At 64.3% G+C, this 24,994-nt stretch carries 21 protein-coding genes; 4 read left to right on the forward strand and 17 right to left on the reverse strand.

Going from position 1 to position 24,994, the window contains the following annotated elements:
- Nucleotides 1–190: 190 nt before the first annotated feature.
- From FJU31_RS16060 to FJU31_RS16125, 14 genes are all read right to left on the reverse strand, one after another.
- A complete protein-coding gene (locus FJU31_RS16060; RefSeq protein ID WP_150455627.1) occupies nucleotides 191–787 on the reverse strand; it encodes a hypothetical protein in 597 nt (198 codons plus the stop codon).
- Nucleotides 784–1,182 (reverse strand): GtrA family protein, encoded by a 399-nt coding sequence (locus tag FJU31_RS16065; protein WP_246161390.1) that lies wholly within the window; start codon nucleotides 1,180–1,182, stop codon nucleotides 784–786. The genes FJU31_RS16060 and FJU31_RS16065 overlap by 4 nt, the downstream gene beginning before the upstream one ends.
- Nucleotides 1,160–2,119, reverse strand: a complete 960-nt coding sequence (locus FJU31_RS16070) for a glycosyltransferase (RefSeq protein WP_150455629.1) — start codon at nucleotides 2,117–2,119, stop codon at nucleotides 1,160–1,162. Before FJU31_RS16070 ends, FJU31_RS16065 begins: the two co-directional genes overlap by 23 nt.
- Before the next feature lie 41 nt (nucleotides 2,120–2,160).
- Nucleotides 2,161–3,351, reverse strand: a complete 1,191-nt coding sequence (locus FJU31_RS16075) for a hypothetical protein (protein ID WP_150455630.1) — start codon at nucleotides 3,349–3,351, stop codon at nucleotides 2,161–2,163.
- Nucleotides 3,326–3,751, reverse strand: a complete 426-nt coding sequence (locus FJU31_RS16080; protein ID WP_150455631.1) for a hypothetical protein — start codon at nucleotides 3,749–3,751, stop codon at nucleotides 3,326–3,328. Before FJU31_RS16080 ends, FJU31_RS16075 begins: the two co-directional genes overlap by 26 nt.
- Nucleotides 3,748–5,622 carry a methyltransferase domain-containing protein gene (locus FJU31_RS16085; RefSeq protein ID WP_150455632.1) on the reverse strand — a complete coding sequence of 625 codons (1,875 nt, stop codon included), beginning with the start codon at nucleotides 5,620–5,622 and terminating at the stop codon, nucleotides 3,748–3,750. The genes FJU31_RS16080 and FJU31_RS16085 overlap by 4 nt, the downstream gene beginning before the upstream one ends.
- A 2-nt stretch (nucleotides 5,623–5,624) precedes the next feature.
- The gene (locus FJU31_RS16090; protein WP_150455633.1) at nucleotides 5,625–6,536 is read right to left on the reverse strand and encodes a glycosyltransferase; all 912 of its coding nucleotides are present in this window, start codon (nucleotides 6,534–6,536) and stop codon (nucleotides 5,625–5,627) included.
- 66 nt (nucleotides 6,537–6,602) lie between these two features.
- Nucleotides 6,603–7,943 carry an ABC transporter ATP-binding protein gene (locus FJU31_RS16095; RefSeq protein ID WP_150455634.1) on the reverse strand — a complete coding sequence of 447 codons (1,341 nt, stop codon included), beginning with the start codon at nucleotides 7,941–7,943 and terminating at the stop codon, nucleotides 6,603–6,605.
- On the reverse strand, nucleotides 7,933–8,739 hold the full coding sequence (locus tag FJU31_RS16100) for an ABC transporter permease (protein ID WP_150455635.1): 807 nt from the start codon (nucleotides 8,737–8,739) through the stop codon (nucleotides 7,933–7,935). The genes FJU31_RS16095 and FJU31_RS16100 overlap by 11 nt, the downstream gene beginning before the upstream one ends.
- Before the next feature lie 3 nt (nucleotides 8,740–8,742).
- Nucleotides 8,743–9,906 (reverse strand): cystathionine gamma-synthase, encoded by a 1,164-nt coding sequence (locus FJU31_RS16105; RefSeq protein ID WP_150455636.1) that lies wholly within the window; start codon nucleotides 9,904–9,906, stop codon nucleotides 8,743–8,745.
- A gap of 122 nt (nucleotides 9,907–10,028) precedes the next feature.
- On the reverse strand, nucleotides 10,029–11,399 hold the full coding sequence (locus tag FJU31_RS16110; protein WP_150455637.1) for a pyridoxal-phosphate dependent enzyme: 1,371 nt from the start codon (nucleotides 11,397–11,399) through the stop codon (nucleotides 10,029–10,031).
- A 358-nt stretch (nucleotides 11,400–11,757) separates the two neighbouring features.
- On the reverse strand, nucleotides 11,758–11,994 hold the full coding sequence (locus tag FJU31_RS16115; RefSeq protein ID WP_150455638.1) for an HP1242/YdcH family protein: 237 nt from the start codon (nucleotides 11,992–11,994) through the stop codon (nucleotides 11,758–11,760).
- A gap of 324 nt (nucleotides 11,995–12,318) precedes the next feature.
- The gene (locus tag FJU31_RS16120) at nucleotides 12,319–13,203 is read right to left on the reverse strand and encodes an OmpA family protein (protein ID WP_150455639.1); all 885 of its coding nucleotides are present in this window, start codon (nucleotides 13,201–13,203) and stop codon (nucleotides 12,319–12,321) included.
- Entirely contained in the window at nucleotides 13,200–13,565 is a 366-nt protein-coding gene (locus FJU31_RS16125; protein ID WP_150455640.1) for a DUF4398 domain-containing protein, read from the reverse strand. The genes FJU31_RS16120 and FJU31_RS16125 overlap by 4 nt, the downstream gene beginning before the upstream one ends.
- Nucleotides 13,566–13,686: 121 nt before the next feature.
- Here FJU31_RS16125 and FJU31_RS16130 point away from each other — a divergent pair, with 121 nt between their 5' ends.
- From FJU31_RS16130 to FJU31_RS16140, 3 genes are all read left to right on the forward strand, one after another.
- Nucleotides 13,687–14,817, forward strand: a complete 1,131-nt coding sequence (locus FJU31_RS16130; RefSeq protein WP_150455641.1) for a PilT/PilU family type 4a pilus ATPase — start codon at nucleotides 13,687–13,689, stop codon at nucleotides 14,815–14,817.
- A 236-nt stretch (nucleotides 14,818–15,053) separates the two neighbouring features.
- A complete protein-coding gene (locus FJU31_RS16135) occupies nucleotides 15,054–16,337 on the forward strand; it encodes a putative DNA modification/repair radical SAM protein (protein WP_150455642.1) in 1,284 nt (427 codons plus the stop codon).
- A complete protein-coding gene (locus tag FJU31_RS16140) occupies nucleotides 16,318–17,817 on the forward strand; it encodes a UdgX family uracil-DNA binding protein (protein WP_150455643.1) in 1,500 nt (499 codons plus the stop codon). Before FJU31_RS16135 ends, FJU31_RS16140 begins: the two co-directional genes overlap by 20 nt.
- A gap of 33 nt (nucleotides 17,818–17,850) precedes the next feature.
- Here the strand turns inward: FJU31_RS16140 and maiA are convergent, their stop codons facing one another.
- Both maiA and FJU31_RS16150 read right to left on the reverse strand, forming a co-directional pair.
- The gene (maiA, locus tag FJU31_RS16145; protein ID WP_150455644.1) at nucleotides 17,851–18,534 is read right to left on the reverse strand and encodes a maleylacetoacetate isomerase; all 684 of its coding nucleotides are present in this window, start codon (nucleotides 18,532–18,534) and stop codon (nucleotides 17,851–17,853) included.
- A gap of 14 nt (nucleotides 18,535–18,548) precedes the next feature.
- Nucleotides 18,549–19,538 carry a fumarylacetoacetate hydrolase family protein gene (locus FJU31_RS16150; RefSeq protein WP_150455645.1) on the reverse strand — a complete coding sequence of 330 codons (990 nt, stop codon included), beginning with the start codon at nucleotides 19,536–19,538 and terminating at the stop codon, nucleotides 18,549–18,551.
- A gap of 892 nt (nucleotides 19,539–20,430) precedes the next feature.
- Between FJU31_RS16150 and FJU31_RS16155 the strand changes: the two genes are divergently transcribed.
- Nucleotides 20,431–21,852: a DEAD/DEAH box helicase gene (locus FJU31_RS16155; protein ID WP_150455646.1), complete on the forward strand. Its 1,422-nt coding sequence runs from the start codon at nucleotides 20,431–20,433 to the stop codon at nucleotides 21,850–21,852.
- A gap of 520 nt (nucleotides 21,853–22,372) precedes the next feature.
- Here the strand turns inward: FJU31_RS16155 and FJU31_RS16160 are convergent.
- Entirely contained in the window at nucleotides 22,373–24,967 is a 2,595-nt protein-coding gene (locus FJU31_RS16160) for a M14 family zinc carboxypeptidase (protein WP_150455647.1), read from the reverse strand.
- Between the last annotated feature and the right edge of the window lie 27 nt (nucleotides 24,968–24,994).

Below are 24,994 nucleotides of genomic sequence, written 5' to 3' on the forward strand. Positions count from 1 at the left end.
ACGCCGAGCGACCCCACCTGTCCCTTAAAATGCAGACGCCCGATGCGACGCATCGGGCGTCCTTGGCCGCCTGACGGCGGCCGTATCATCCACCCCATAGGTGTCAACCTATGGCAGGACGGGTCACCGCAAATTTACATCAACCCGTTCTTGGCGACGTATTCCCCGCAGCACTGCCGCGACATCTGCTTCACCTGCAGCGATAGTCCACGTTCTGAAGGCTGTGTCGGAACGGGTCGGTGAGGTCATCGGAATAGACGCCAAGCAGGAGCCTGCGCTTGGGCAGCAGGTTCTTGCGATAGAACCTGCTCAGCGCGGCAATGCGTTCACCCTTTTCCGTCAGGCGGACGCAGCCATTGACGATCTCCACGGTGCCGGAGCTCTCCTGCTCGGTCAGGCGCACATCGACGAGACGATGTTCAACCATGTACTCCTTGGTGAAGACGTCCTGGAAAGCACTCTGGCGGATCCCACCACCACGCTGCTCCAGCTTCTCCAGGATGTAGAACGAAAGGGATCGGTCAATCACCGTGGGAACCGAGATTGCAAACGAATAGCCCCCCAGCAGCCAAATGATGCAGAGAAGAGACTTCTCGAGCCCCGACAGGACTCTGAAACAAGGCAGCAGCAGCAGAAGTCCGGTGATGACAAGCGCAATGAACGCATCCCCGATCGCCGCGTAGAACACGACGTCGACGGCGAAATAACGCATGTGGATCACGTAGACGGCAAGCAGCACTACAACGTATACAGCGGTCAGACCAGCCGCCTTGAGAAACCTGTTCATACCTTGAATACCAACATGCGATTACCCAGGAAAGAGAGGACAAGTTGAATGCCGCTGATGGCAACGAAGCCAATTCGGTAATCGAGAGCAAATACGTCAGCCCACAGAGCCATGAACGCACCACTCAGAAGCGCCAACGCCGCGTACAACACCGAAAACCTGACCAGCTCCTTGCGCAGGCTGCCCGTCCTTGTCGCGAATACAAAGAAACGATTACCTACAAATGAGGCGAGGATCCCGAAGATTGCAGCTATGGAGTTGGCCAGCCCCTTGGATCCAACGTTCACGATCTCAACCAGGAAGGTCAGCGTGCCGAAGTGAACCGCAGTCGCAGCCAACCCGTTCAGTACAAATCGGGCGAACTGGGAAAGATCAAGGCCGCGCAGCACTGCCACGCGCCTCACTGGAGAAGTTGACGTAGTCCATGAACGCCCCCCGCTTCTGGATTCCACCACGGACAATGCCGCTGAGCATAAGCGTCATGAGCGTGAGCGTTCCCGTCTGCAGGAATACGAGGAACAGTACGCCCAACGCCATCGAGAACCAACCAGGCGTAGCGTAGCCCGCAAGCTTCAGGAGCGTCGCCACGACGGCGAACACGATGGATACCGAGGAGACCACTACACACATCAGACCGACTCTGACCAACACATCTTCTGCAAACACCATGAGCGCACGGAAGCCGTGCAGCGTCAGGCCGACAAAGTTCATTTTGCTTTGGCCCGCATAACGCGGCCCACGGTCGATCGGGCACACGGCCAAGCGCAGCTTACTGGCGATGATGCCGCCAGCGACGTGAGTCCACACCTCATGCATCGCATTGGCTCGGCAAAGGGCCGGACGCTTCAACGCCATGAAGTTTCCAAAGCTGATGGATCGGCCAGTCAGCAGCTGGAAAATGAACTTGTAGACGACATAGAAGGCTTTGAATCGAAGGGTTTCGACCCGGCTCTTGCGCTGCGCCACCGCGACATCCACGTTGTCGGCATCAAGTGCGCGTAGCAGTTCGGCAATGGTAGCTGGCAGATCCTCGCCGTCCGAATCCATCACCACCACACGCTGCGCATCCGGCAATTCGCTTTCCACATAACTGAGCCCTATGGCAATGGCCTTCTGGTGCCCCACATTCCGGCGCAATGTGAGTACCACGCCATTGATCCCTGCCGCCTCAAGGTGCTCGACAAGCACGGGCTCGCGCAATGAGCCGTCATCTACAGCCACCACATAGACGCTATTGCCGTAGCAGGACGCCAGCTCGCTGAAGAGGCGACCTGACGCGGCGCGATCCTCGTAGACGGGTGTAACGACTACGAACTCGAACTCGGGCTGCATGTTTGACCTCGGGTACTCAAAAGAAGAAGTTGGCACGCGTCCTACACCCGCTCATGCGTGGCAGCCAGGTCGACGAGCAGAGAGCAGGTCGCCAGAAGCCATACAGGGAGCATAGTGCGGTCCGCGCTAGTGGCAAGATGCCAGGGAAGATCGTTCGGAGTACTCATGTAGACCACAACGAGAACTGCGACATAACTCGCGCACGCAGGCAGCGCGTAGAGCGAAATGCTGTTCTTGCGAGCGACAAAGGCGATCAGCAACAGGGGCGGCAGCAACAGCAGCGTCGGCAGGCTGAACAGCAACGAATCGATCAGCAGCCAGTAAGACCTGATGTCGCCGAGCCGGCCAGTAAGCTGGCCCATCAGGTCGGAACCGGCGAGATCATTGGACAGGCCAGCATCGTCGACGCTCAGCTTCCAAGCCAGCAAAGGCAGGATCGCCACAGCAAGGGAGACCACCATCGCAAGCTTCATTCTGCGTCCGCGGAGCAGCATGCCGGCAAGCCCCGCCAACGCCGCACACAGCAGCAGTGCGCCTCCCTCATTCTTCACCAGTGCCAACAGCGCTGCCATGACGGTCAGCTGCACGTACTGCCCAAAATCAGGCTTGTCGGTGGCCGTGATCTCATTGATCAGAAGGAACACCGCAACGAAAGCCAAAGAAAGCAGAGCGTCAACGTAGCCGTCGACAAGGTGATTCCCACCAAGAGCGACGAGGACCAGCAGGAACACCATGCGCCATTCCAGCCGGGGAATTCTGGGCAGAATGACCAGCAAAGGGGGGAGCATCGCCAATGGAACAACGACTTTGGGAAAGACGTCATTCCAGTGACCAATCACATGCGCGATTGACGCCATCAGTGCTGGAACCAATGATGGATAATCGTTGTGGCTCCAGACCGCATAGTTATCCAACTGTGCGTAAAGCGAAGCGTCGTAGAAGATCCGCTTTCCGTGGAACAACCATATTGAACGCGCATCCCATGCCGGCGATGGAGTGGCCAGCGCAACAATGCACAGTGCGAGAACGAAAATGACTGCCAGCGCGTTCTGCCGGCACAACAGCTGCGACGACGCTACCGCCACGGATATGCCCGCGCACGCCAGCAGCAGGACCGTGAGCAGCATCCCGCCTGCACCTGCTGCGCAGAACAGATAGACCAGAACCAGCAATGCACCGAGCCAGGCTGCAGGATAACTGCGTGCATTACCTACAATTGAAGATGCGCGCATGTTCGCCCTCCAGCTCGAGCCTGCAGGACGAAGCGACAGCAGCTGATTCCGTACCCAATATGCAGCTCCTGCTGCTCGAATCGATCCTCACGGGGTAAACGGCCTCGTAGCTTCGCTGCATCAGTAGGCTGTCCGACGCCACCTCATCACTGAGCGAACAGGTCACTGGCGCAGCGGACTGAGTACGCAGTAAGTGTGCGAACTCGCCGACTGCGGGCGGCAGCGACTCCAATTCTCCGGCGAACGGCTGAAATGCATTGCGCAGAATCCTGAGCGAAAAGCCCGATGAATCTGCCAGCGAAGAAAGCTGCCAGAGCAGCAGGATTGCCAGCATCAGACGGATCGATGGAATAATTGCGCGTGACATATCGCGCTGGTCGTGCCGCTCGCGTTGCGTCATCTCAGACCTCGCAGGATTCGGGTCCACTTCCACGAGGACGACTGGAGAACCAGCCTGATATGGAAATCGAGGTCAGCCTCGTTCATCAGCCAGATGCGAGGCGGACGCGTCCACGGCCTGCGCTTCAAGGCGCTGAGCAGCACGCGCAGAGGCGCAGTGATCTGCCAGGACTTGGAGGTGGTCAGTTCGTAGTAGCGCTCTCTCAGCTCGGCCAGTCGCTGATCGTCATCAAGCAACACACCGTTGGCCAGCGACTCGATGCCAGTCTCGGCGGCGACATCGACGTCGCCTTTCAGGCGCTGCAACTCCGCATACATGTTGCGCAGTCTTTGCACAGACCCCTTGGGAAGCAGGAATGGCTGATCGTTCAGCTTTTTGAGAGTATTCAGATAGTTGCCGGTCCACTCGAACTGCGAATGGGCCGTATAGGAAGTACCGGTGGTCCAGTGCCGGTAGATGCAGCCGACATCGGTGGAGGTGCTCACACCACACAAAGGCGCAGTGCGAATGATCAGGTCCCAGTCCTCAGCAGTGCTGTGGCCGGGATCGAACTGGAAACCGAGATGGCTGAACAGTGCCCTCGGGAATGCGATGGAGTGAAGTGGCGTCCGGTTCTCCACGATGTGCGCCAGCAGGTCGAAGTTGGCAGGATATATGGACTTCATGCTGCTCATTGATCTGGAAGCGGCATCACCGCCCGCAACCTCGACCCGGTCCCAGTCCTGTGCAACGGTGCACTGCCGCAGTAGTGCGCCAGGTGCTCTTTCCGCCAGTTTCCTGAAGGTCTCCACCCAGCCACCAAACAGCAGATCGTCGTCGTCAAACGCGACAACATAGTCTCCGCTTGCAGCGCTGAAGCCCGTATTGAGTGGCACCGAGCGTCCGCCGCCGTCGACACGCACGAGGCGAACCCGGCTGCGGAAAGCCGGGTGCAGATGTTCGATGAGACGCTCGACCTCGATCTGAGCAGGGATCTCCAGATTGTGCCCAACGATCAGGACTTCAAAATCCTGATCACTCTGCGCAGACAGGCAGAGCAGGCCCTCGCGAAGCGTACCGATCCTGGTCCCCGTCGTACGGATTACAACGCTGAGAAAGGGGTTCGCTGCATTCTGGGTTACGCCATTGAAATTCCCGCCTGCCTTACGTGCAGGTCCAGGCAGGTATGCACGGATGAATTGATTCACATAGCCGTACTGATCAACGCCTTCCCTCAACCGGGCAAGAAACTGGCCCAAGGGCGTGTCAGCAGACAGGCCCGGCAACGTGCCGGGAAAGTGTTGATCACTTCTCCTCAGACTGAAGTCATGCTGATAGGCCTCGTGCCATCCATGATCGCGCGTCAGTCTTGACAGCACGTCGTTGGTGAAAAAACGGATATGCGTGCGATCCAGCAGGCCCGCATTGGTCCAGTCGAAGCGGCCGAGCGCGAGCTTGGTACCAACATCTCGATGGGAGACATTTGGAACTGAAAGGATCAACGGCGCATTCCAAGGTGCGGCAATTTCGGCCAGATCGGACAGGAGTTGTCCTGGCTGGTTGATGTGCTCGATGAAATCCAGCGCCGTGATCGCCACGACCCTCGCGCCTGCAGGCAGCGCACCCTGGATCTGCGCCGCCAGATCCTGCTGGCCTGCGATGAACTGCACCGCGCTGAAGCCCCGCGAGCGTAGCGACTCAAGGGATTCGAGATCCGCGTCCAATCCAAGATACTCGACGCCGAACCGGTCGCGCAGGATCTCCGCGATCCGTCCGTAACCACAACCGATGTCGACGACATAATCACCGGGACTAGGTTCAAAACGAGCCACCAACTGGACCACGTGCCCGTACGGATTACTTTCTGAGAAAGCGTTGTCGTAGATATCCATCTTCAAACGAACCTGTGACGAGCGTAGAGGCCATCGCGGAAATACGCGACCTTGTGACCGGGATCAAGACGAGGAGGCAACGTTCCATCTTCCCGGCGCTTCTCGAAGGAAGCCAGCGCATCAAGCCATACTTGATCGCCACTTTCCGCGAAGAAGGCAGATATCTGCTTTACTCGATCATCCCGGCAATACTTGTATGCGATGAGCAGCCCCGCCTCGGCCGAATAGAACTTCTCGGCCCAGCCAACCGGGCGATCACCGCCAAACTGCATCCGCTTGTCATGGAAAACCGCAGCACGCGGGCAATAGATGAGCTTGTAGCCCTTCAGCCGCGCGCGCCAGGAAAGATCAACGTCGTCGCAGTAAAGGAAGAAGGTCTGCGCATCATAGCCTTCCAGCTCGGCCAGGACGGTACGCCGGACCAAGGTGCAGGCTCCGGACGCCCAAGGGGTTTCCCCTGAAGAAGTGTTGTACTCCTTGGGATGCTCAAAAGGCAGTTGCTTGGGCTCGCTCATTGCCACAGAAGGGTCTGAGAATGGACGTGCGAGCTCGATCAGGGCATCCGGCGCAAACATGATGTCCGGATTCATGAGAATGGTGAAGTCGGTCTGATCAAGTTCCAGCAGCGCATTGTGTCCGCCCGCCGAACCCATGTTACGGCCAAAATGGACGTATTCGATGTCAGCCAAGGTACCGCAGGCTGCCTTGGCGCTCTCAACCACCGAGCGCAGGGAGTCTGTCGGTGATGAATCACCGTATGCAAGCGTCACCCGACCGAATGCACCTGCCTGGACTGCAAGCTCCGCGGCGCGATCCAGGTGCTGGACAGTTCGCAGGATCGAGTCCGGATCGTTTCCGTAAAGGACAGCCTGCACGCGCAGGCGTCCAAGCTTCGGAAGCTCATTCATTTCCATCGTTGCCTCTCCAATGCATTGCGGCGATCGAGCGCCAAGTACGTAAGGCCCTGCACCATCGCAGGCTTAACTGGCGACATCCATTCTGATATCAAGCATCGGTATCCCGATAAGACCGGTTGACACGCTGGTTGATCGACTTGAAAGGATAAGCGCGTCATGAATCCACTGGTGCATGACATGCTGTTTCTGGGTTCCATCACTGACAGCGACACTGATGGCGTAGTCCCCTGAAGGCAGTACGGGCATGCGGAACGTAAAGGTTGCTGTGCAGACCTCCTGCGCTGCGAGGCTCAGAGGATTGTCCAGGTAGGTCAGCTGGGTATTCTCGCCGAACAACGGTTGCCCCTGCTTGTCCTTGACAACGAAGCCGACCAGCATCGACTGAATGGCGACATGGGCTCTCAATTGAAGCCGGAGCGTCACCAGCTCGCCTCCAACGACCCAGCTGAGCCTGCGACCACCTTCATCGAACAGCCCACCGCACTCAAAGACAACTCCACCCGATCCGAAGTCGTGCTGGATAGCGAATGGAAACACTTCGATGTCGTTGCGCAAAGAGGTGGTATTGATCCAGGCCAGACGTGCATCAACCTCTTCGGCGGTGAACTTCGTGATGGAAGCGGCGCGTTCCGCGGCCGAATCAACGGTATCCGTAGCGCCGGCCTGGTCATACAGATCCGCCAGATACGCCCCCGCCACTTCTTTCGGTGGCGCATCCATGAACACCCGACCGTCCTTCAGCCAGATGACCCGGTCACACAGTGCGGTGACTGCCCCCATGTCATGACTGACGAATACAAGAGTCCCGCCATTGTCGCGGAACCCATGCAGGAAGCGCATGCACTTCTGCACAAAGAACGCATCTCCCACCGCCAAGGCCTCATCCACGATGAGCACGTCTGCATCGACGTGAGCAACGACCGAGAACCCCAAGCGGGTGAACATGCCACTGGAATACGTTTTCACGGGACGGTCAATGTAATCGCCAATGTCCGCGAACGCGATTATGGAATCCCGACGAGCATGTATCTGCTCCTCGGTAAGCCCATAGATCTGTGCGCAGAGATCGATGTTTTCACGACCGGTGAGTTCCGGATTGAAGCCAGCCCCCAGTTCAAGCAGTGCGGCAACTTTCCCGTGGATGCGAGCCTCGCCGTCGCTGGGGGTTAACGTGCCGCACAGGATGCTCAATAGAGTCGACTTCCCTGCGCCGTTGCGGCCAACAAGACCGAGCGTCTGGCCGCGTGGGACCTGGAAGCTGATGTCCTTGAGAACCTGATGTTCACGGTAGAACGTCCGCCGATTGCCCACTAACATCTGCCACAGGCGGTGGGACGGTTGGTCGTACAGGAGGAAGCTCTTGTCGACATGGGCTACATCAACGATCAGCTGATCAGAGCACATCGGCAAAGCCCTTGCGCGTACGCATGAATACCCAGTATCCGAGGCTCATCACAAACAGCGAAACCACGGAGTAAATGGCGAGAACAAGGAAGTCAGGCATCTGGCCATGGATGGCCACGGCCCGAACCTGCTGGATGATGACCGTTGTCGGATTCAGGTAAAGAAACGCGCGGTACTGCTCAGGCACCATCTCCATGGGGAAGAAAATGGGGCTGCCGAACATCATCAGGGTGAGTATCAACGGGACTACCTGCTGGGTATCACGGAGAAAAACCGCGAAGGCAGACAACATCCAAGACACCCCTATCAGCAGAGGCAACGCTGGCAGAAGTACGACGAAGATCAAGGGCCAAGTCGGCGGGACACTCCCGACGATGAGCAACTGCCCCACCAGAAGGATCGAGAGATTAACGCAGAGATGGAACGCCGCCGTTGCCAGCGTCATCCAAGGCAGTACCGTCAGCGGGAACACCACCTTTTTCACATAGGTTGCGTGTTCGAAAATCAAACCCGAAGAGCGACCGATCACTTCTGCGAAGAAGAGATGGGTAATAAGGCCGGAAAAAAGAATGACGGGAAATGCGGCCTGAGGGGCCGAGCCGAAGCGCGCCTGAAGCACCACGCCCAGGAAGAACCAGTAGGCGCAGAGCAGCAGCAGGGGGGTGGCGAACGACCACAGCGTACCGAAGATGGAGCCCTGGTATCGGCCACGGATATCGCGCTTGACCATCCTCCCCAATAGCGCGCGATGATCCCATGGATCCCGCAGCGGACCACGTCCGTCGATAGTGCTCATCGGTCAGCCCAGCGCCCTTTCCAGATCCACCTGCAGATCTCCCAGCTCCTCCACGCCCACGCTCAGCCTGACCAGCGCATCGCTGATCCCCAGCTGCTCACGCCGTGCCACCGGGATCGAGGCATGGGTCATCACCGCCGGGTGGTTGACCAGGCTTTCCACACCGCCCAGCGACTCGGCCAGAGTGAACAGTTCAGTCTTCTCGCAGAAGCGCTTGGCCGCTTCGAAACCGCCCTTCAGCACGATCGAGACGATGCCGCCGTAGCCGTTCATCTGGCGGGTAGCCAGCTCATGCTGCGGGTGCGAAGGCAGGCCCGGGTAGATCACCTTTTCCACTGCCGGGTGCTTGTCCAGCCACTGGGCCAGGGCCAGCGCGTTGGCGCAGTGCGCCTTCATGCGCAGCGGCAGGGTCTTCAGGCCACGCAGGGCGAGGAAGCTGTCGAACGGGCCCTGCACGCCACCCACCGAGTTCTGCAGGAAGGCCATCTGCTCGGCCAGTTCGGCGTTGTCGCCGGCCACGACCATGCCGCCGACCATGTCCGAGTGGCCGTTGAGGTACTTGGTGGCCGAGTGCAGCACCAGGTCCGCGCCCAGCTCCAGCGGACGCTGCAGCATCGGCGAGGCGAAGGTGTTGTCGACCACCACGATCAGGCCATGGCGCTTGGCGATGGCGGCCACCGCGGCGATGTCCACGATCTTCAGCATCGGGTTGGTCGGGGTTTCGATCCAGACCATCTTCGTGTTTGGCGTGATCGCCGCTTCGAAGGCCGACAGGTCGGTCAGGTCGACAAAGCTGAAATCCAGGCCGGCGGTGCGGCGGCGCACGCGTTCGAACAGGCGGAAGCTGCCGCCGTAGATGTCGTCCATCGCCACCACGTGGCTGCCGGCATCCAGCAGCTCGATCACGGTGGAGGTCGCCGCCATGCCCGAGGCGAAGGCGAAGCCACGGGTGCCGCCTTCCAGCGAGGCCACGCAGCGCTCATAGGCGAAGCGGGTCGGGTTGTGCGTACGCGAGTACTCGAAGCCCTGGTGCTCGCCCGGGCTGGACTGCGCGTAGGTCGAGGTCGCGTAGATCGGCGGCATCACCGCGCCGGTGCTCGGGTCGGGCGACTGGCCGCCATGGATGGCCAGCGTGGCGAGCGCCAGTGGCGAAGAAGGGTTGGACATGTCGTTTCCTGCATGGCGCCGGTGACGGCGCCGTCAAAGGATCGGGAGTCTATCAGCGCCGCCTTAACGGATTTTGACGCGGATGGACCACTGTGAATGCGCGAATTTCGCGGATCGTCGTGTTACTGCACACGGCGGCGCAGATAGTTCAGCAGATCGATACGGGTGATCAGGCCGAGGAAAGTGCCGCCGTCCATCACGATGGCCACCTGGCCGCGGTCGAACACCGGCAGCAGGGCCTCGATCGGCGACTTCACGTCCAGGCGGTCCAGCTTGCTGACCATGGCCGTGGCGACCGGATCGCGGAAGCGGGCCTCGTCACCATAGACATGCAACAGCACGTCGCTTTCATCGACGATGCCGACCAGCTGGTCACCGTCCATCACCGGCAGCTGCGACACGTCATACAGCTTCATGCGCTGGTAGGCGGTGGTCAGCAGGTCGTTCGGGCCGATCACGACAGTGTCGCGCTGGCCGTAGGGGCGCAGGATCAGGTCGCGCAGGTCGCCGTGCTGCGGGCGTTCCAGGAAGCCGTTGTCCAGCATCCAGTAGTCGTTGTACATCTTCGACAGGTACTTGTTGCCGGTGTCGCACACCAGCACCAGCACCTTCTTCGGCGTGGTCTGTTCCTTGCAGTACTTCAGGGCCGCTGCCAGCAGGGTGCCGGTGGACGAACCGCCGAGGATGCCTTCCTTGCCCAGCAGCTCGCGGGCGGTGTGGAAGCTCTCGGCATCGGTGATCGCGTAAGCCTTCTTGACGCGGCTGAAGTCGGAGATCGACGGCAGGAAGTCCTCGCCGATGCCTTCCACCAGCCAGCTGCCCGACTTGTCGTTCAGGTTGCCGTCGTTGATGTACTCGGCCAGGATCGAGCCGACCGGATCGGCCAGCACCAGCTCGGTCTTCGGCGACAGCGTGGCGAAGGCGCGCGACAGGCCGGTCATGGTGCCCGAGCTGCCGCAGCCGAACACGATGGCGTCGAGCTCACCGCCCATCTGCTCGAGGATTTCCGGGCCGGTGCCGAATTCGTGCGCGGCCGGGTTGTCCGGGTTGCCGAACTGGTTGATGAAGTACGCGCCCGGGGTCTGGTCGGCGATGGTCTTGGCCAGGTCCTGGTAGTACTCCGGGTGGCCCTTGGCCACGTCCGAACGGGTCAGGCGCACTTCGGCGCCCATCGCCTTCAGGTTGAAGATCTTTTCGCGGCTCATCTTGTCGGGCACGACCAGGATCAGCTTGTAGCCCTTCTGCTGCGCCACCAGTGCCAGGCCCAGGCCGGTATTGCCGGCAGTGCCTTCGACCAGGGTCGCGCCGGGCTTGAGGTCGCCGCGCTGTTCCGCTGCTTCGATCATCGACAGACCGATGCGGTCCTTGATCGATCCGCCCGGGTTGGCGTTCTCGAGCTTCAGGTAGAGCTCGCAGACACCGGTATCCAGGCGCTGGGCCTTGACGATGGGGGTCTGGCCGATGAGTTCGAGGACGGAGGAATGGATGGGCATTCGGGGGGCTTTCGTTTCGCGCCGCGCAGGGCCGGACCATGGATTATCCGACGGATGGCGCCGAAAGTCAGGCACCGCGCTGCGCACGCGTTTGCAGCGCCGGGCCGTGCCCGGCGGGATAGCAGCCAAGGCGGGCCAACCAAGGTTGGCCCCTACCGGAGAGAGGGGATGCGGACGGCCCCGGATCGACGAGGAGACCGGTACCGCCCGCATCGGTGGGCTGAGGGTATGCACGGGTGCAGGCCGTTGCCTGCGAGCCAAGGCACCACCACCGGTGGGGCCTTGGCGCGGCTGCCGTTGCCGACAACCGCGGGGCCATCGTTGGCCGGGTCACGCCGTTCCCGGCGCGACCGGAGCGTCAGTGCGTGGGGGACGTCGTTGCGGGTGGCGCTTCGTACATACGCAGAAGGCGTTGCTTGGCCAGCAGCTTCTCGCGCTTCATGCGACCCAGGGTGACATCATCGATCGGGAGTACACCCAACTCCGCGTCCATGCACTTCTTGTTCAACTTGCGGTGCTGGTCATGGAGTGCCCGGAACTCCGGATCACGCGCGCGACGGGCGTCGATCTCGCTCTGGGGCTGATCTTCAAACATGATGGACCTCCTTCGACAGATACACGAACGCCCCTGCCGCAAGGCACGGGGCGTTGTTCATGGAGGAGCGCCGGTCGATTGCCACATGGGTGCCCACAACGACCTGCTGCACTGGCCTGCGCACGTCGGTCTGCTGCGGTTCGCGCCCTGCTTTCATCGGCCCGGCCCTCCCATCGTCCGGTCCGCGGCATTGCGTCCCGGACGATTGACCCTACGCCTGCTCCGGGCCGGGTACAAGACCCCCGCGACAAAAAGACCGAACCCCGCCGGGGCGGGGTTCAGGCTGAATGCTCAATGCAACGAAAAACAAACGAATTCAAGCAATTACGGGGCGACGATGACCTCGGCCGAGCGGGCCTTGGTGGACGCGGCCTTCTTGCCGCTGACCTGGATCCGGCTGCTGGCGACACCGGCGGAGACCAGCGCATCACGCAGGGCTTCGGCACGCTTCTGGCCGACGCCATTGGCGCTGTCATAGGCCTCGATGCGGACCCGGCCCTTCTTGCCGATGTTCAGGTACTCGGCCAGGGCCTTGGCCTGGTTCTTCGCACCGCCGGACAGGGTGGCCGCACCGGCGCCGAAGGCATCGCCAGCGAGGGTGAACACCTCGCCGCGGGCGTCGAACTTCGAGCCCGGCAGCTTCTGCCCGGACACCAGCTCGGCTTCCTCGCGGGCCAGCTTGGCGGCGTTCTGCTGGGCCGAGCTGAGGCGCTGCTGCTGCTTGCCGGCCACGCTGGTCAGGGCGTTCTCGGCATCCTGGCGGGCAAGGGTCTCGGCTTCGGCGGCCTGGCGCAGGCGCTCGGCCTCCTCGGCCTGCATCTGCGCCTGCATGCGCAGCTGTTCGGCTTCCTGGCGGGCGCGGGCGGCGTCGCGGCGGCTGGCTTCGATCAGCAGGTCGCTGCGGGTGCGGTCCAGGCGGTCGACCTCGCGGGCGGCCAGGGCGGCGCGCACGCTGGTTTCGGCAATCTCGACCCGGCGCTCGGCCAGGTAGGTGGCCAGTTCCTGGTCGCGGCGCTTGGCCTTGTCCAGGGCGGCGATGGCCTGCTGGGCCTGCATGCGCTCGAAGGCGGCCAGCTCAGCGGTGTCGGGATTGGCCTGGATGCTCATCAGGCGCTGGCTCAGCTGGCCGACCATCGGGTTGTCGGCGGCGACAGCCAGGGCCGGCAGCGCCAGCGCAGTGGCCAGGGCCAGGGCGGAGATCGACTTCATCGGCGGTCCTCCCCGGTCGACAGCTGGCGCTGCAGCTGGTTGACCTCGTTGCGGCGCAGCTGCAGCTGGGCCGAGGCGGTGGCTTCCTCGCTGCGGGCACGGGCCAGGTCGGCGTCGGCCGCGGCGCGCAGGGCCAGTGCCGGGGCGTTCTTGCGCTCGCGGCGGTCGCCGGCGGCGCGCTGGGCCTGCTCCAGGCCCTGCCGGGCCAGACCGATCAGGTCCGGGGCGTACTGGTCGGCGTCGGCCTGGGTGGCCTTGTCCACCGCCTGCCGGGCCTGGGCCAGTTCCTGTGCGCCATCCTGCGCCCAGACGGGGGCAGAGAGTGCGAATGCAAACGCCATCACATACAGGCTGTGGCGCATTCGTGCGAAGCTAAGTCGTTTCATTGGGGAGGCCGTACCGGTTGTCGGTTCACGGCCATTGTCGTCAAGCCGACACCGTGCTTGCAACGGGCGCCGGCAGTTTCGTTGGGGAAAATTCGCAATGGATATCGGCTACTTCCTGAAGCTGATGACCGAAAAGAACGCTTCGGACATGTTCTTGACCACCGGTGCGCCGGTCTACATCAAGATCGAGGGCAAGCTGTACCCGCTGGGCAATACCGGCCTGCCGCCGGGAATGGTGAAGAAAATCGCCTATTCGCTGATGGACGAGGGCCAGGTGCCCCAGTTCGAGCGCGAGCTGGAACTCAACATGGCCATCGCCTTGGCCGATGCCGGGCGCTTCCGTGTCAATGTGTTCAAGCAGCGGGGCGAGGTCGGCATGGTCATCCGCGCCATCCGCAGCCGGATTCCGAGCATCGAAGAGCTCAACCTGCCGCAGGTGCTGAAGGACGTAATCATGACCCCGCGTGGGCTGGTGCTGGTGGTGGGGTCCACCGGCTCGGGCAAGTCCACTTCGCTGGCGTCGATGATCGACCACCGCAACAGTACGACCACCGGGCACATCCTCACCATCGAGGACCCGATCGAGTACCTGCACAAGCACAAGATGTCGATCGTCAACCAGCGTGAGGTCGGCCTGGACACCCATGCCTTCCACAACGCGCTGAAGAACGCGATGCGTGAAGCGCCGGACGTGATCCTGATCGGCGAAATCCTGGATGCCGAGACGATGGAGGCAGCCATCGCCTTCGCCGAGACCGGCCACCTGTGCCTGGCCACCCTGCACTCCAACAACGCCGACCAGACCATCGAGCGCATCCTCAACTTCTTCCCGGAAAGCGCGCACAAGAACGTGTTGATGAACCTGGCGCTGAACCTGCGTGCGGTGATCAGCCAGCGCCTGGTGAAGAACAAGGAGGGTCGTCGCCTGCCGGCCACCGAGGTGCTGATCAACACGCCGATGATCCGCGACCTGCTGCGCCGCGGCCAGGTGCACGAGATCAAGGCGGCGATGGAATCCTCGCTGGAGGAAGGCATGGAAAGCTTCGATCAGTGCCTGTTCCGGCTGGCCAAGAACGGGGTGATCGAGCAGGAGGAAGCGCTGCGCGCGGCCGACTCGCGCGACGGCCTGGCCCTGAAGTTCCGCCTGTCCGAAGGTAGCAGCGGCGAGCACGATCCGTACGCGGATTTCTCCTCGCCCACCCAGCCCAGCATCACCCACGGCTTCTAAGCCGCCCGACCGCCGGGCATGGCCCGGCGCTACCGGAACCGCCGGGCGCTGCCCGTTTCCCCGGATAACGCCGGGCCACGCCCGTTTCCCCGGATAACGCCGGGCCACGCCCGTTTCCCAGGGTAGCGCCGGGCCATGCCCGTTCCCCAGGGTAGCGCCGGGCCATGCCCGGCGTGAACCTGAAGAGTTAAGGGGCTGTCTCATCCAATGAGACCCGCTGTCCGTAGGTTTCCTCAATGGAAACCATCCGCAAGCTGGCCATCCTGGCCGATGCCGCCAAGTACGACGCCTCCTGCGCCTCCAGCGGCGCGGGCAAGCGTGATTCGCGCGCCAGCGGCGGCATCGGCAGCACCGAAGGCATGGGCATCTGCCACAGCTATACGCCGGATGGTCGCTGCGTCTCCCTGCTGAAGATCCTGCTGACCAACTTCTGCGTCTACGACTGCGCCTACTGCGTGAACCGCGTCTCCAGCAACGTGCCGCGGGCGCGCTTCGGCGTGGACGAGGTGGTCGCGCTGACCCTGGACTTCTACAAGCGCAACTACATCGAGGGGCTGTTCCTCTCCAGCGGCATCATCCGCAATGCCGACTACACCATGGAACAGATGGTGGAAGTGGCGCGGCAGCTGCGCGAGGAACACCGCTACGCCGGCTATATCCACCTCAAGACCATTCCCGAGGCCTCGCCCGAGCTGCTGGCCAGTGCCGGGCGCTATGCCGACCGGCTGTCGATCAACGTGGAGCTGCCGACCGAAGCCGGCCTGAGCGCGCTGGCACCGGAAAAGACCGTGCAGTCGATCCGTGGCGCGATGGGCGAGCTGCGCTGGCGCATCGAGGAGGCCAAGGAGGCACGCAAGGCGCCGGCCGTGGTCGCGCCGGCGGCCACCCGCAGCGCGCGGCCTCGCCCGCCGCGCTTCGCCCCGGCCGGGCAGAGCACGCAGATGATCGTCGGCGCCGACGGGGCCAATGACCAGCAGATCCTGGCCAGTGCCGACGCGCTGTACGGCAACTACCGCATGCGCCGCGTGTATTACTCGGCCTTCAGCCCCATTCCCGATGCCAGCCGCCAGTTGCCGCTGCAGCCGCCCCCGCTGCAGCGCGAGCATCGCCTGTACCAGGCCGACTGGCTGCTGCGCTTTTACGGGTATGGCGTGGAGGAAATCACCGATACCACCCAGGACGGCATGCTGGACCTGGACATCGACCCGAAGATGGCCTGGGCGATCCGCCACCCCGAGCGCTTCCCGGTGGACCTGAACCGCGCGCCGAAGGAACTGCTGCTGCGCGTGCCCGGGCTGGGCGTGCGCAACGTGAAGCGGGTGCTGATGGCGCGCCGGCATGGCCGCCTGCGGGTAGCCGACGTGGCCCGGTTGAAGGCGCCGATGAGCAAGCTGCTGCCGTTCGTGCTGCTGGCCGACCACCACCCGCGCAAGGCGCTGGATGACCCGGCGGCGTTGCGCGCGCAGCTGGCCCCGCCGCCACGACAGGGCTCGCTGTTTGATGCCCCGCCCGCCGCCTGACGCGCAGCGCTGGTCGCTGCGGGTGGACCCGCCGTGGTCGCTGGAGGCCTGGCGCGATGCCGCACGCGAGGCGCTGCTGCGTGGCGTGGCGCCGGCGCAGCTGGACTGGCTGGAAGGCAGCGAGGCCTCGCTGCTGGATGCGCCATCGGTGCAGGGGGCTCCCCTGCCCGCCGACGCCAGCGCGCCCAGCGTGCCGCGCGATTTCATGGAGCTGGCTGCAACCTGCCTGTGCCATCGCGAGCCGCAGCGCCTGGCCCTGCTGTACCGGCTGCTGTGGCGCATTGCCCACGGCGAGCGCAGCGTGCTGTCCAACCCGGCCGATGCCGACGTGCTGCGGGCAATGGCGCTGGCCCAGGCCGTGCGCCGCGACACCCACAAGATGAAGGCCTTCGTGCGCTTCCGCGAAGTGCCCGGGCAGACCGATGCCTTCATCGCATGGTTCGAGCCGGACCATCACATCGTCGAGCGCGTCGCGCCCTTCTTCGCGCGCCGCTTCGCCGGCATGCGCTGGGCCATCCTCACCCCCGGCCGCAGCGTGTACTGGGATGGCGAGGCGTTGGCGTTCGGGCCCGGCGCCCGGCGCGAAGATGCCCCGGCCGAGGATGCGCGCGAATCGCTGTGGCAGACCTACTACGCCAGCATCTTCAACCCGGCCCGCTTGAACACCCGGATGATGCTGCAGGAGATGCCGGCGCGGTACTGGCGCCACCTGCCCGAAGCGCAGCTGCTGCCGGGGCTGGTGCGCGATGCGGCCGACCGCGTGCAGGAAATGCATGACCGTCCCGCGCAGGCCCCGCAGCGGAAGATTCCGCAGCGACCGGCGGTGCTGCCATCACCGGGATCAAGCGCCGACAGCCTCGAGGCGCTGCGCGCCCAGGCCGCCGGTTGCAGGCAGTGCCCGCTGTGGGAACCGGCGACCCAGGTGGTGTTCGGGCAAGGGCCGGCCGATGCACGGGTGATGGTGATCGGCGAACAACCCGGCGATACCGAGGATCTCTGCGGCCGCCCCTTCGCTGGCCCGGCCGGCCAGCTGCTGGACCGGGCCCTGGCCGAACTCGGCATCGACCGCGCCACGCTGTACCTGACCAATGCGGTCAAGCACTTCCACCACGAGCGACGCGGCAAGGTGCGCCTGCACAAGCGCCCCGAAAGCCGGCATGTGCGGGCCTGCCAGCCGTGGCTGCTGGGCGAGATCGCGCGGGTGCGGCCGCAGGTGATCGTCTGCCTGGGCGCCACCGCTGCTTCCTCGGTGTTCGGCGCGGGCTTCCAGCTGTCACGCGACCGCGGTCGCTGGCACACGCTGGAAGACGGCACCCGCGGCTATGCCACCGTGCACCCGGCGTGGGTGCTGCGGCAGGGCGACGACGCCCGGCGTGAGGAGGCCTACCGGCTGTTCCGCGATGACCTGGCCCGTTTGCGGGTGGACGACGCGGAATCCGCCGGGCGTGGCCCGGCGCTACCACCGACGCCCGACCGGTAGCGCCGGGCCATGCCCGGCGAGCGAAGCGGCGTGTCAGGCGGCGTCGGGCTGGTTTTCCGGGCGCGCGCGGTCGAAGGCGTCCAGCGCCTGGCAGGCCGCTTCGATGCGGCGCAGGGTCGGGTATGGTGTCAGGTCCAGGCCGAAGCGGTGCGCGTTGTACAGCTGCGGCAGCAGGCAGATGTCGGCCAGGCCGGGGCGGTCGCCGTGGCAGAACACGCTGGTATCCGCACTGCCCGCGAGCATCGCTTCCATCGCCGCGAAGCCGTCGGCCATCCAGTGCAGGGTCCACTGCGTGCGCGCGTCGGCCGGTACTTCCAGGCGACGTTCGAGGTACTGCATCACCCGCAGGTTGTTGATCGGATGGATGTCGCAGGCCACCAGCTGGGCCAACGCCCGCACCCGCGCGCGGCCGACCGCATCGACCGGCAGCAGCGGCACCTGCGGATAGCGCTCATCGAGGTATTCGAGGATCGCCAGCGACTGGGTAAACGTGTGCCCGTCATGCAGCAGGGTGGGCACCAGCTGCTGCGGGTTGAGCGCGGCATAGGCGTCGGCATGCTGCTCGCCACCATCACGCACCAGATGCACCGGTCGGCCCTCCCAGGCCAGGCCCTTCAGCTGCAGGCCGATGCGCACGCGGTAGGCGGCGCTGGATCGCCAGTAGGTGAACAGCACGAGGCCGTCGTCGACCGGGCCGTCGTCAACCAGGATGTCCATCGCCGCCTCCATGCTCAGGGCTTGGCCGCCTGCTCGATGCGCTGTTCGATCGCACCGAAGATGCTGTTGCCGGCGGCGTCGAGCATCTCGATGCGCACCACGTCACCGAAGGACATGAACGGCGTGCTCGGCTTGCCGTCGCGCAGGGTTTCCACCACGCGCTGTTCGGCGAAGCAGGAGGCGCCCTTGCTGGTGTCCTCGTTGGCGATGGTGCCCGAGCCGACGATGGTGCCGGCGCCCAGCGGACGGGTCTTGGCCGCATGCGCGACCAGCTGGGCGAAGTTGAACTGCATGTCCACGCCGGCTTCCGGCGCACCGAACCACTTCCCGTTGATGTGGGTCAGCAGCGGCAGGTGCACCTTGCTGTCCTGCCAGGCGGTGCCCAGCTCATCGGGGGTGACGAACACCGGCGACAGCGCCGAGCGCGGCTTGGACTGCAGGAACCCGAAGCCCTTGGCCAGCTCGCCCGGGATCAGGTTGCGCAGCGAGACATCGTTGACCAGGCCGACCAGCTGGATGTGGCCAGCGGCCTGTTCGGCGGTGGCCGCCATCGGCACGTCGTCGGTGATGACCACGATCTCGGCTTCCAGGTCGATGCCGTACTCCTCGCTGACCACCTTGACCGCGTCGCGCGGGCCATGGAAGCCGGCGCTGGTGGCCTGGTACATCAGCGGATCGGTATAGAAGCTCTCCGGCACCTCGGCGCCACGGGCGCGGCGCACGCGCTCGACATGCGGCAGGTAGGCGCTGCCATCGACGAACTCATAGGCACGCGGCATCGGCGCGGCCAGGGCCTGCGGGTCGAGGTCGAACACGCCATCGGCGTCGCCAGCGTTCAGCGATTCGTACAGGGCGTTCAGGCGCGGGGCGATGTGGCTCCAGTCTTCCAGGGCCTGCTGCAGGGTGGCGGCAATGCCGGTGGCGCGGACGCCGAGGCGCAGGTCACGCGAGACGACGATCAGGGTGCCGTCGCGGCCGCCTTCCTTCAAAGAACCAAGCTTCATGGGTGGGTGTCCGGAGTCGTGGGCAAACAAGTTTCAAGTGTAATCAAATGCGCGGTGTAGCCAAGCTGCAGCGCGGCATCGGGCCACCCTACCGTAGTGGGGGGGTCGGCAGGGCTGCGCCCTGCACCTGCTTCAAGCCACGTCTACGTCAAAAGCCAGAGCGGCGTTCCGTGGGATGGTGGGGCACTGTGGGTTCGCGGGGACGCCGTAAACCCGTCCATGGGGGCTTGGTCGCCGCATCCATGCGGCTCACACCCCACAAACCCACAGTGCCCCGCCTTCGACAGTTGGCCGGCGGCTGTTGGTGGGTGCCGACCGTTGGTCGGCACATCTGTCAAATATCGAATGAATTCATTCGTGCCGACCAACGGTCGGCACCCACCAGGGCAGAACGCCGTTCCGCCAGATAGCGGGAAACTGTCGAAGGCGGGGTGGGTCCGGTTGAGGGGGCGTGAGCGCCATGGATGGCGCGACCGAGGCTACATGGACGTATTCACGCCGTCCCCCTCAACCGGACCCACCCCGCCAGCCCACGGATAGCCCGCTTTTGACGTTGACGTTGACGTTGACGTTAGCGGGTGCAGGGCTGCAAGCCCGGCAGATACCCCCCTACCTGAACAGGGGATTTTGCGCGGAGTATTGAAGATCGTTTAGACTTGCGGGGTCTGCAGCGGCCGTCCGTTTCCCTCCGGGATCGCCGGCGACCTGGGTCCGCCCACTTCGCCCGCCCCCACTCCGACGCCGTTCGTCACGCATTCCAGCCTGCGCTCCGTGCCGGCTGCACCCAATTCTCGCAGCGCGGTTCACGGGAACGCTCCGAGTCAGCCGATCAGTTTGATCTGCCCCCGTCTGTCCGTTCGGACAGGCGTTTCTTGTACTTGGAGCAATCTCAATGTCTTTTGAATCCCTGGGCCTTGCGCCTTTCCTGCTGCGCGCGCTCGCCGAGCAGGGCTACGAAAATCCGACCCCGATCCAGCAGCAGGCGATCCCGCTGGCGCTGGCCGGTCGCGACCTGCTGGCCGGCGCACAGACCGGTACCGGCAAGACCGCCGCCTTCGGCCTGCCGCTGCTGCAGCACCTGGGCACCGCCTCGCAGGAAGTGCGCAGCGGCCCGCGCAAGCCGCGTGCACTGATCTTGGCCCCGACCCGCGAACTGGCCACCCAGGTGCATGACAGCCTGCGCGGCTACAGCAAGTACCTGCGCATTCCCAGCGCCTGCATCTACGGCGGCGTCGGCATGGGCAACCAGCTGGACATCCTGCGCCGCGGCGTCGACCTGCTGGTCGCCTGCCCGGGCCGCCTGATCGACCACCTGGAGCGTCGCAGCGTCGACCTGTCCGGCATCGAAGTGCTGATCCTGGACGAAGCCGACCGCATGCTCGACATGGGCTTCCTGCCGTCGATCAAGCGCATCCTGGCCAAGCTGCCGAAGCAGAACCGCCAGACCCTGCTGTTCTCGGCCACCTTCGAGGACAACATCCGCCAGCTGGCGCTGGAGTTCATGCGCAACCCGGAACAGATCCAGGTGACGCCGAAGAACACCGTGGCCGAGACCATCACCCACCGCGTGCACCCGGTCGATGGCAGCCGCAAGCGTGACCTGCTGCTGCACCTGCTGGCGCAGGACAGCCGCGAGCAGACCCTGGTCTTCGCGCGCACCAAGCACGGCAGCGACAAGCTGGCCTCGTTCCTGGAAAAGTCCGGCATCAAGACCGCGGCCATCCACGGCAACAAGAGCCAGGGCCAGCGCCTGCGTGCACTGGGTGACTTCAAGGCCGGTCGCGTGACCGTGCTGGTGGCCACCGACATCGCCGCGCGCGGCATCGACATCAACGAGCTGCCGAAGGTGATCAACTTCGACCTGCCGATGGTGGCCGAGGATTACGTGCACCGCATCGGCCGTACCGGTCGCAACGGTGCGACCGGCCAGGCGATTTCGCTGGTGGCGCAGGATGAAGTGAAGCTGCTGCGTGCGATCACCCGCCTGCTGGGCCGTGACATGGACATCCGCGACGTGCCGGGCTTCGAGCTGCAGACGCCGATCCGTTGGGGCAACAGTGCACCGGGCAAGGCCGAGCACGATACCGGCGAGCGCGCACCGCGCAAGAGCCACGCGCGTCGCCCGCACGGCGATGCACCGCGCCATGCACACGCAGGCCCGAAGAAGGCCGGCGGTGGCCGTCGCGAAGGCGGTGGCAATGGCCAGCAGCGTGCCGGTGCGGGCGCGGGTCAGGGCCAGCGTCGTGGCGGTGGCGGCAATGGTGGCGGCCGTGGCCGCAGCCAGGGCGGCAACGGCGGCAGTCGCACGGGCTGATTGCAGCTGACGGTTGTTGTGCTTCCTGCTGCGCGGGGGCTATCGAGGGACGGCGCTGAGGCGCCGTCCTTTTTTGTGCTGGCTACTTGGGTTGTTTGAGAGCCTGCGGTGGGTTTCGCGTGGGCGCTTGGGAGCGGGGACGGCGCAAAACACGCTGTAAATACATCCATGTAAGCTCGTAGGCGCCATCCATGGCGCCTGCGGTTTTGCGCCGTCCCCGCTCCCAAGCGCTTCAGACATTCCCAGCGCCTTCCTTCTCCCGCGAAGTAGCTGGAGGAAGAACGATCAAATTCAAATTCAAGAGCAAAAGCCGAAGCCGCTGCTTTTGCTTTTTGCCCTTGCTCCCGCTTTGGGTTTGATGCGTCCGCGCCCGCGTGAAACTGTCGGGGGAGGACGGATGGGTTGCGCAGGACCGCAGGCGCCATGGATGGCGCCTACGAGCCTACAGGGACGTACTTGCGGCGTGTCCTGTGCGGCCCGCCCGGCCTCCCACCCCCGCATCAACAAGGCGCGTAAAGCCTCAACCCCGCGCCTTAGCCGGATTCACCAGATTCCCGAAGAAAATCGCATTGATCAGCAGGCGATCGGTACCGTGCCAGTACTTGCGATGCGCTGGATCATCGGCAAACAACACCACGTTGCCCTGCCCCTGCGCCGACACCAGCAGCCACGCACTCCCCGCCACCCGCGCACGGTTGCGCTCGGACAGGTAACCATTCACCCGCGGCGTCGCGTCGATGCGCACCACCGTCGAGAACGGGTTCGCACTCGGCTGCAGCGTCACCGTGTTTTCCTTGTTGACCGCCAGCTGCCGGCGCGGCACGCCGAACGCCAGCGGATGGGTGGTATCGACATCGGCGCTGAGGATGTTGCCGCTCACCCGCTCGATCGCGGCGATGTCACGCTGGTCACCGAACGCGCGGCGGCCGGCGTCGCCCGCTTCCTCTTCCTTGCCCAGCGATTCGCCTTCGGCCAGCTTCTGTTCCACCGCCCATTTCGACGCGCTGCCGTAGGTCACCAGCGAGCCGCCCGCCTGAACCCAGCGCTTCAGCGCGGCCACGGCGGTGGCGTCGATGCCGGAGTAGGTGCCTCCGGACAGCACGATGGTGGTGTAGCGGTCCAGCGCGACCTTGCCCAGCTGCTGCGGATCCAGCTTGCTGGCCGGCAGGTGCAGCTGCTGGTCGAGCAGGAACCAGGCCGAACCGATCTCGGTCGCAGCCACACCCTCGCCCATCACCAGCGCCACGGCCGGCTTGCGCAGTGCCTTGACGCCATCGCTGCCGAGATCGATGCCCTCACTGCTGCGGCCGCTGGACAGGGCATGCACCTGCACGCTGGCGTCGCGTGCGGCGGCGGTCACCGCCTCGAGCAGGGCCGCGCCCTGCAGCGGCTGGCCGGCCACCGGGATGACCAGGCTGCCCGCGGCGAAGTCGACCTGGCCCTGCGCGGTGGCGCTGCTGAACGGCTTGAACGCGGCACGTGCGCTCAGTCCCTTGGCCTGCAGCGCGGCCAGCGCGCGGCCGGCGTTGTAGTCGCGCCAGTCAATGGCGTAGGCGAAGCCGGCCTGGCCGCCGTTGACCGCACCCTGCACCGGCGGCAGCTCCGCCACGCGGGCGCCGCCGTCGATGCGGCTGCGGCTGCCGGCGAAGGCCACCCCGTAGGCCGGTGCGATCGCGTAGCTGGTGCTGCCGTAGAACACGTCACCCTTGATCGACGGCGTCTCGGCGAAGATCGAATGGACCAGGCGGAACTGCGCCTGCTGCACCGGCACGACGTACGCGCTGCCAGCGTCGAAGCGCTGCCCGTCGACCGTGACCGTGCGATCCAGTGCACGCACGTCAATCCGGTGCAGCAGCAACAGCTCCAGCAGGCGCCGGGTCAGTGCCGGGTCGTGCGCATCGCCGAACACGAAGCTCTTCACCGGCTGCTGTGCCGCCTGCTTCAGCGCACTCTGGAAGAAATCCTTCTGCAGGTCGAACAGGCCACTGCGCTCGGTCACCGCACCGCGCACCGTGCCCAGGCCGGTGGCGACCTGGTTGCGGATGGTGAAGGGGAAAGTCAGCAGGCCGTTCACCGATTCCTGCACGCGCCCACGCGAGCTGGCCTGCTCGACGGTGACACCGACCGCGCCGTGGAAATCCGGATAGGTCGAGCCATACACCGGCGAGAAGTTGTCGTAGTTCTCGCCGGTGTAATACAGCGAGCCCAACGCATCCAGCGACTGCGCGTGGTACTTGGCCAGGGTCTTGTTGAACTCATACGACGCCGCCGGAATCAGCGGGCTGTGCATGCTCTTCGGCGAAGGCTCGAAGTAGTACGTGCTGTCCTTGCCCATCTCGTGGAAGTCGATCTGCACGTTCGGGTACCACTGGTGGAACACGGCCAGCTTGGGCCGCGAGTCCTGCTGGGTCAGGGCCAGCCAGTCGCGGTTGAGATCGGTGAAGTAATGGTTGGTGCGGCCCTGCGGGAACGGTTCGACATGTTCCTTGTCGGCCGGGTCGGACGAGGCCGGGTCCGAAGCCCAGGCGTTGTGCCAGTTCGCGGCACGGTCGCGGCCGTCGGGGTTCTGCGCCGGGTCGAACAGCACCACCGACTGCTGCAGCCACTGCTGGGTCTCGGCGCTGCGGTTGGCCACCAGGTAATAGGCGGTCAGCATCGCCGCTTCGCCGCTGGAGGTTTCGTTGCCATGCACGCTGTAGCCCAGCCAGACCACGACGGGGCTGTCACCGGCGGCGCTGCGCGGTTGCGTCGGGTCGACCAGGGTGGCGTGCTGCTGGCGGATCCGGTCGATGCGCGCCTGGTTGTCGGCGGCGGTGACGGTGGCGATCAGCAGCGGACGGCCTTCGTAGCTGCGGCCGATTTCCTGCACACGGATCTTATCCGAATGCTTCGCCAGTTCCTGGAAATAGGCCACCAGCTGGTCATGGCGGGTGTAGCGGCTGCCGATCGGGTAGCCGAGGAACTGTTCGGGGCTGGGAATGGCGGCATCGAACGCGGCAGCGTCGGTGGCCTGCGGGAAGAAGTACGCATTCTGGGCCTGCGCCGGCAGCGGCGAGGACAGAACGGTGGCGGCGGCAAGCAGCAGCGGAAGAACGGCACGGCGGTGGAAGGACACGGTGACTCCCCGGGAAACAGGACAGCG

This window comes from Stenotrophomonas cyclobalanopsidis (genome assembly GCF_008710035.1).
Lineage (GTDB): Bacteria > Pseudomonadota > Gammaproteobacteria > Xanthomonadales > Xanthomonadaceae > Stenotrophomonas > Stenotrophomonas cyclobalanopsidis.